5 protein-coding genes and 2 pseudogenes are annotated in these 5598 nt (G+C 55.1%); all 7 read right to left on the reverse strand.

Going from position 1 to position 5598, the window contains the following annotated elements:
- Nucleotides 1–379: 379 nt before the first annotated feature.
- Nucleotides 380–1462, reverse strand: coding sequence for a hypothetical protein (locus A9Q02_RS13775; protein ID WP_097653665.1), 1083 nt, complete (start codon nucleotides 1460–1462; stop codon nucleotides 380–382).
- Between the two features lie 40 nt (nucleotides 1463–1502).
- On the reverse strand, nucleotides 1503–2249 hold the full coding sequence (locus A9Q02_RS13780; RefSeq protein WP_141508918.1) for a hypothetical protein: 747 nt from the start codon (nucleotides 2247–2249) through the stop codon (nucleotides 1503–1505).
- Nucleotides 2246–3184 carry a glycosyltransferase family 2 protein gene (locus tag A9Q02_RS13785; protein ID WP_172450972.1) on the reverse strand — a complete coding sequence of 313 codons (939 nt, stop codon included), beginning with the start codon at nucleotides 3182–3184 and terminating at the stop codon, nucleotides 2246–2248. The genes A9Q02_RS13780 and A9Q02_RS13785 overlap by 4 nt, the downstream gene beginning before the upstream one ends.
- An 8-nt stretch (nucleotides 3185–3192) precedes the next feature.
- Nucleotides 3193–3585 carry a hypothetical protein gene (locus A9Q02_RS24885; protein ID WP_245860547.1) on the reverse strand — a complete coding sequence of 131 codons (393 nt, stop codon included), beginning with the start codon at nucleotides 3583–3585 and terminating at the stop codon, nucleotides 3193–3195.
- A gap of 222 nt (nucleotides 3586–3807) precedes the next feature.
- Nucleotides 3808–3918, reverse strand: a pseudogene (locus A9Q02_RS25340) (sulfotransferase); the annotation flags it as partial.
- A gap of 40 nt (nucleotides 3919–3958) precedes the next feature.
- Nucleotides 3959–4864 (reverse strand): sulfotransferase family protein, encoded by a 906-nt coding sequence (locus tag A9Q02_RS13795; RefSeq protein ID WP_097653669.1) that lies wholly within the window; start codon nucleotides 4862–4864, stop codon nucleotides 3959–3961.
- A gap of 53 nt (nucleotides 4865–4917) precedes the next feature.
- Nucleotides 4918–5508, reverse strand: a pseudogene (locus tag A9Q02_RS13800) (sulfotransferase domain-containing protein); the annotation flags it as partial.
- Nucleotides 5509–5598 lie beyond the last annotated feature (90 nt).

A 5598-nucleotide genomic window follows, 5' to 3' on the forward strand; every position in this document is an offset into this window, starting at 1 on the left:
AAGGTGCCACGGCAAGCGCAGCGGGCTGCCACGGCAAGCGCAGCGGGCTGCCAACGCCAGCTCTGTCATTCCGAACGCAGTGAGGAATCTTCGCTGCGGCGCATGGAAGACCCCTCGCTGCGCTCGGGGTGACAGTGCTGGCGCAGCGGGGTGACACGGCGGGCGCAGCGGGGTGACACGGCGGGCGCAGCGGGCTGCCAACGCCAGCTCTGTCATTCCGAACGCAGTGAGGAATCTGCACTGATCGTCATGGAAGCCCCCTCACGTTCGTTCGGGGTGACCGTGCAGGCTCCGCACCGGCACGGTTTCTTCCAGCACCAGTGGCCGACCGGCCATAGGATACTCAGGGTGACAAAACCTGAAACACGTTGTTCCCAGACTATTGAAGCGCTCTCTCGAGATCTCCTTCGATCTCCTGGCGGGTGAAGACCCGGAGCGCAGCCCGCTCATCATGAATGCCGTAGGAGACCAACCAGCGGCCATCGTCCAGGTGAACCAGACCACACGGGTAGACGACGCGGCGTGGTGCCATGTGGCTTGCGGTCGGACGCTGGCGTGGCCCTTCGTGTTCCGGCCAGAGGATCGGGGTGGGGCGGAGGAACGTAGGAGCGAAGGGCGGCTCGGCGGCAAACGCATAGACCCCGCCGTAATAGCGTACAGGAGCGAAGTGCTCACGCAGCCAGCGTTTGATCTGGCGGAACCAAGGCATGTGCTTGAGCGTTGCTGCGGCCCGTGAAGAATTGACCGGGGTCGGTCTTTGGGCATGCGTGCGTGAATGAAAGACCGAAACGTAGTTTGCTCCTACCCGTACCGGTGGCGTACCGCCGCGTAACTCACCGTAACGCCGGGTATAGGCCGTTGTGTCCCATGCCGTGCGATAGACTGGTCGGCAACGAATCGGCCCGCTGCCAGCCAGGTCGACGTGCAACACGATGTGGGGAGCGACCTGATAGATCGCAAAGAGTTCCCCGTCGTGGGCGAAGAGCAGCCAGTTCTTTTCGCAGGGTTGGCGGGGCCCTTGTAATTCGAGGAGTCGCGCCGGCGACTGTGCCTGCAAAGTATCCGGATCCAGTTCGACCAGAAAGATCTGATTGGGAACCGTATTCCAGTCATTATTGAAATGGACAAAGAGCCGATCGCCGAAGACGAGAAACCGTGCATCGTAGTGGTTGGTGGCTTCACTGGTGATCGTATCGGACAGCGCTACCACGGATCCTGGAACCACCCGCAGGCGTTCGTCGAGCACGCAGATGGCCGTGGCGACCCGGAACGGCTTCTCGTAACCGAAATCGACACGGTAGGCCATGAGCAGTCGGTTACGGAAGCGGGTGAGGGCGGGGTTGTAGACGTGAAAGTCTTGTGCTGGCTGCGCACGTTGCCAGGTGCCCGGCATCAAATCACTTGCACGGTACTCGTGCCTGATCATCATATTCAGTTCATGGCTATTCTCACCCATCGTCATCTTGGTTTTTTCATTGCAGCGCCTCATTGGGTGCAACTAGCTACGTATGTAGCGATGCTGCCATCAGTCGCGCCTCGATCTCATCGGCACCGAGGGCAGAGGATAGCCAGTGAAGCCAGGCTGGAGCTTGTGCCAGCATCTTTGGATGGAACAAATCGGCCATGGGCACCGCTTCCAACTGTAACCCGAATTGCTCGGTGAGAACCTTGTGTAATGACTGGTCGATGGAAGGAAACTGGGACGCTGGGATCACGACAGTATCTTCAGGGAAGCGTGCTGCGTACTCGAGTGCGAATTCATTATGCGTGTGCCACAGATGGATAGCCGAGATAGGTGTGATCAACAAGTGTGGTCGTCGCTGCTTTAGCCCGCGTGTAACAAGTGAATGCGCAACATCCGCGCATGGACGCCAGACAATGATGACTTTCAGGCTCGGGATCAGCTTTTTCCAGTGCATGAGAAAGATCGTCGTCCGTGGGTCTTTCCAGCCCCAGGCTGTATGAAGAGCGCTGCGCTCGCGCACCAGAGATGTGGCGCATTCCGTTTCCTCAGCGGTGAAGTGTAGAAAATTCTTCGGTGTCAGTTTCCAACCGGCGGAAAATCGTCGGATACGACGAAGATGCCAGGCATGCAGCCGCACAAAGTCCAGATCCTCGAAGTATCCACGCGGGTTGGAGACGTCGGATCTGATGTCACCGCCGGTGGTCAAGGGTAAACCAGAATTGGCTAGCCATTGGGCAAGAAATGAAGTGCCCGAGCGATGCATCCCTGCAATACAACAGATCACTGTTTGACCTCTTTGCGCAATGCAGGCGTCCCCCACAATAGGCGCCCATAACGCGACACGTTGGCGCGAGCGGTTTTGTCAATAAGTAGTCGGCTCACCAGCAAAAACAACGCACCGACTGTGGCATTGGCTAGCCGGAGCACCACAACTGCTACTTGGCCCCAATATTTTTGCGTATAGTGATAGCGTGACGCAAGTAGATACGCTCCAATCATCCCGTTGAGCAGCGGCGTATCCGGTGGCGTGCTGGCACCGCGCACATGCGTGACGACAGCATCTGGTACAAGCATAGTTTTCCAGCCCTGTTGATGCGCACGGTAGCAGAAATCGCCATCTTCGCAATACATAAAGAAGCGCTCATCCAGGCCACCGAGTTGCTCGAACAACTCGCGCCGCACCAGCATGACTGCGCCGGTGACTGCCTCGACCGTCTGCGGCGTGTCGGCAGCGATATTCCAGTTGGTGCGACGAAGCATCCATCGCCGCACGCGATGCAGCGGCCCGACGCCAACGCCAAACCAGAAGAAACTCCATGGTGTTTCGAAGGCGAAGCAGTTGTGGCGGAGGCATCCATCGACAGCAAGCACGCGTGGCGCACAGATGCCGACCGACGGATGGCTGTCTAGAAACGCCACTAGGCGGTCGATTGCACCCTCGTGAACCTGTGTATCGGGGTTGAGCAGTAACAAATATCTTCCCCCGGCCAGCCGCGTGGCCTGGTTGACGGCAGCGGCAAAACCGACATTAGTAGTATTTGTCACTAGCCGCAGGCTTCCTGAGCGCCGTATCGCATCCATAGTGTCATCGGCGGAAGCATTGTCAACCACGATGATCTCGTAGGGCACGCGTGTATGCTGCGCCAGCGTATCCAGACACGGGCCGATCTCGTGGGCGCTGTTGTGGGTGATGATGAGAACCGAGATATGTACCTGCATCTGGGTTCTCATCGCTCTGACGTATCGACGAAATGACTCTGCTGGAAAGCCTCAACAAGCTCAGCGTAGTTAGACACAAACTCACGATAAGGTCGGCGCCAGGTTTGATGCACGGGCGACACTGCTAGACTCGGCGGTATCTCCAGGAAAGCACAAATACGATCCAGCAAAGGTTGCCAGCTTTCGCTCTGGCGCAAATCGTCTTCGTAAACGATTTCCAGATGAGATGTTTCGCGCATGAGCGCCGCACATCGAACCTGTTGTGCATGGACAAAAGCCACCGTCTGCATGAATTCGGTCTGGCTGATGTCTATCGAGAGAATGGGAACAGCACTGTCAGCCATACTGATCCAATGGTTGGTGGCTGCGCCAACAAGAACCGAAAGCGTCCGGTCAAACACAGAACGCCTCCACAAGTAGATGATACGCCAACCTGTAGCGTTCAGCGATCCCAGTACCTGGCCTGGTTCGTACACATGACGCTCGAATAGCTTGAAGCCGTAAATTGGGCGATGGTATCGTAGTCGAGCGGCGAACCTCCGCAGGGTGATATAGACATGCGGGTATCTGTACCAGATGCGATACAGGAGCCGAGGACACGTTACACGAGTCCAGAAGGTTGGGTTCAAGAGCTCGCCATCACAGTGAATGGCTGGATGGGCGTTCAGAAGGCTTCTGAGCAAGGTGCTGCCCGTACGAGCTGTACCAAAGATGACAAATGGTTTAGTGTTCATGCGACTTAAAACATCTTTTCTGCGCCATCGGGCCTCCAATTCATTTCGCCAACCAATTGGACAGATCCCGTCCGACGATGTCCTGCAAACGCAGGATATCGTCGTGTTGAGGACGCGTTAATTCGTTACGCAGAGACGGATCGAGCGGCGGCAAAGGTACTTGGTTCAAATTAGTCAGCCAACGGGTTATCTTTTGACGCAGAGGTTGGGGGAGCCACGGTCTGATCCATTGTTTTACCCGGTTGTTTTGCCGGACAAACTGGTTTACAGATGTGCTGCGGATCCCGGCCCCCTGGTTGTAAATCTGGGAGACGTTAGGTGTAAACGAATCATCCACTTCCAGAAAGGCGTAGACTTTACGCACGAAAGTAACCGGATCATCTTTCAGGTCATCGTACAGGCTAATATGTAATTGTTGGCGCGGGAAACGTGCCAACCAATCCTGTAAACGCTCTACATACCACGCGGCATTGCGGCAAGCATAGGCAGGAAGGTGTCCTTCAAAACGCTTTTGCCACCGGCGGGCTGAGTCCTGATAAGCTCGGCAAAAATCTGTTTCTGGTTCTTTTCCCCGTTTGGTATGCATAGCAAATGCCGAATAGGCGCGGTCTACGGGTTGCCTGAGAATGCAAATAAATTTAGCGTTGGGTAAATAACGGCTTATCCGTTCACATGCCCGCGCTTCAAAGTTAGAGGGCGAGGCTTCACCATGTAGTGCAGTAGTGGGTAAGTCTGCAAATAAAGCCTGATAAGTGGTTAAGGTTTGGATGGCATACGGGTAAGGAGCAGAACTAGCCGGGGGTGGTTGATCAACTTCTCCATACTCAAAAAAGTCGGGTTCTTTTATCTGCGACATCGCAATTTGTGGATGTTGGTTCAGGTAGGCATGCAGCGAAGTGGTACCGGCCTTCGCAACACCGATCACGAGAAAATTGGGCATGGTCATATTATTCGCTAACTCTCTTTCACTCAGGTGTAGATTCCATTGCCGGATAAAACCTACTCAGCCAGCCAGTGGGTCAGATCGCGGTCAATCAAGTCTTGTAGGCGCAAAATATCATTGCGCTGGAGCATGGTTAACTCTCGACGCAATTGTGGATCGAGGGGTGGCAAAGGTACTTGGTTCAAATTAGTCAGCCAACGGGTTATCTTTTGACGCAGAGGTCGGGGGAGCCACGGTCTGATCCATTGTTTTACCCGGTTGTTTTGCCGGACAAACTGGTTTACAGATGTGCTGCGGATCCCGGCCCCCTGGTTGTAAATCTGGGAGACGTTAGGTGTAAACGAATCATCCACTTCCAGAAAGGCGTAGACTTTACGCACGAAAGTAACCGGATCATCTTTCAGGTCATCGTACAGGCTAATATGTAATTGTTGGCGCGGGAAACGTGCCAACCAATCCTGTAAACGCTCTACATACCACGCGGCCCCCAGATAAAGCTCCAGAGTTGTCTCTTTACGCTGTTCCCATCGTTGGTCGGCAGATAGATACGCACTCCGGAAATCTTTTTCCGGCTCCGATCCCAAACGCTGGCGTACCCAGAATGCAGAATAGCTGCGTTCTACCGGTTGTCGTAAAATGCAAATAAGTCTGGCGTTGGGTTAGGGCTACGTCAAAGTGGTAGCCCATCGTGTATCCTTCTGAAGGAATGATCGAACGCTTCAGGAGGACACGATGGA

The organism is Candidatus Chloroploca asiatica (assembly GCF_002532075.1).
Classification (GTDB): domain Bacteria; phylum Chloroflexota; class Chloroflexia; order Chloroflexales; family Chloroflexaceae; genus Chloroploca; species Chloroploca asiatica.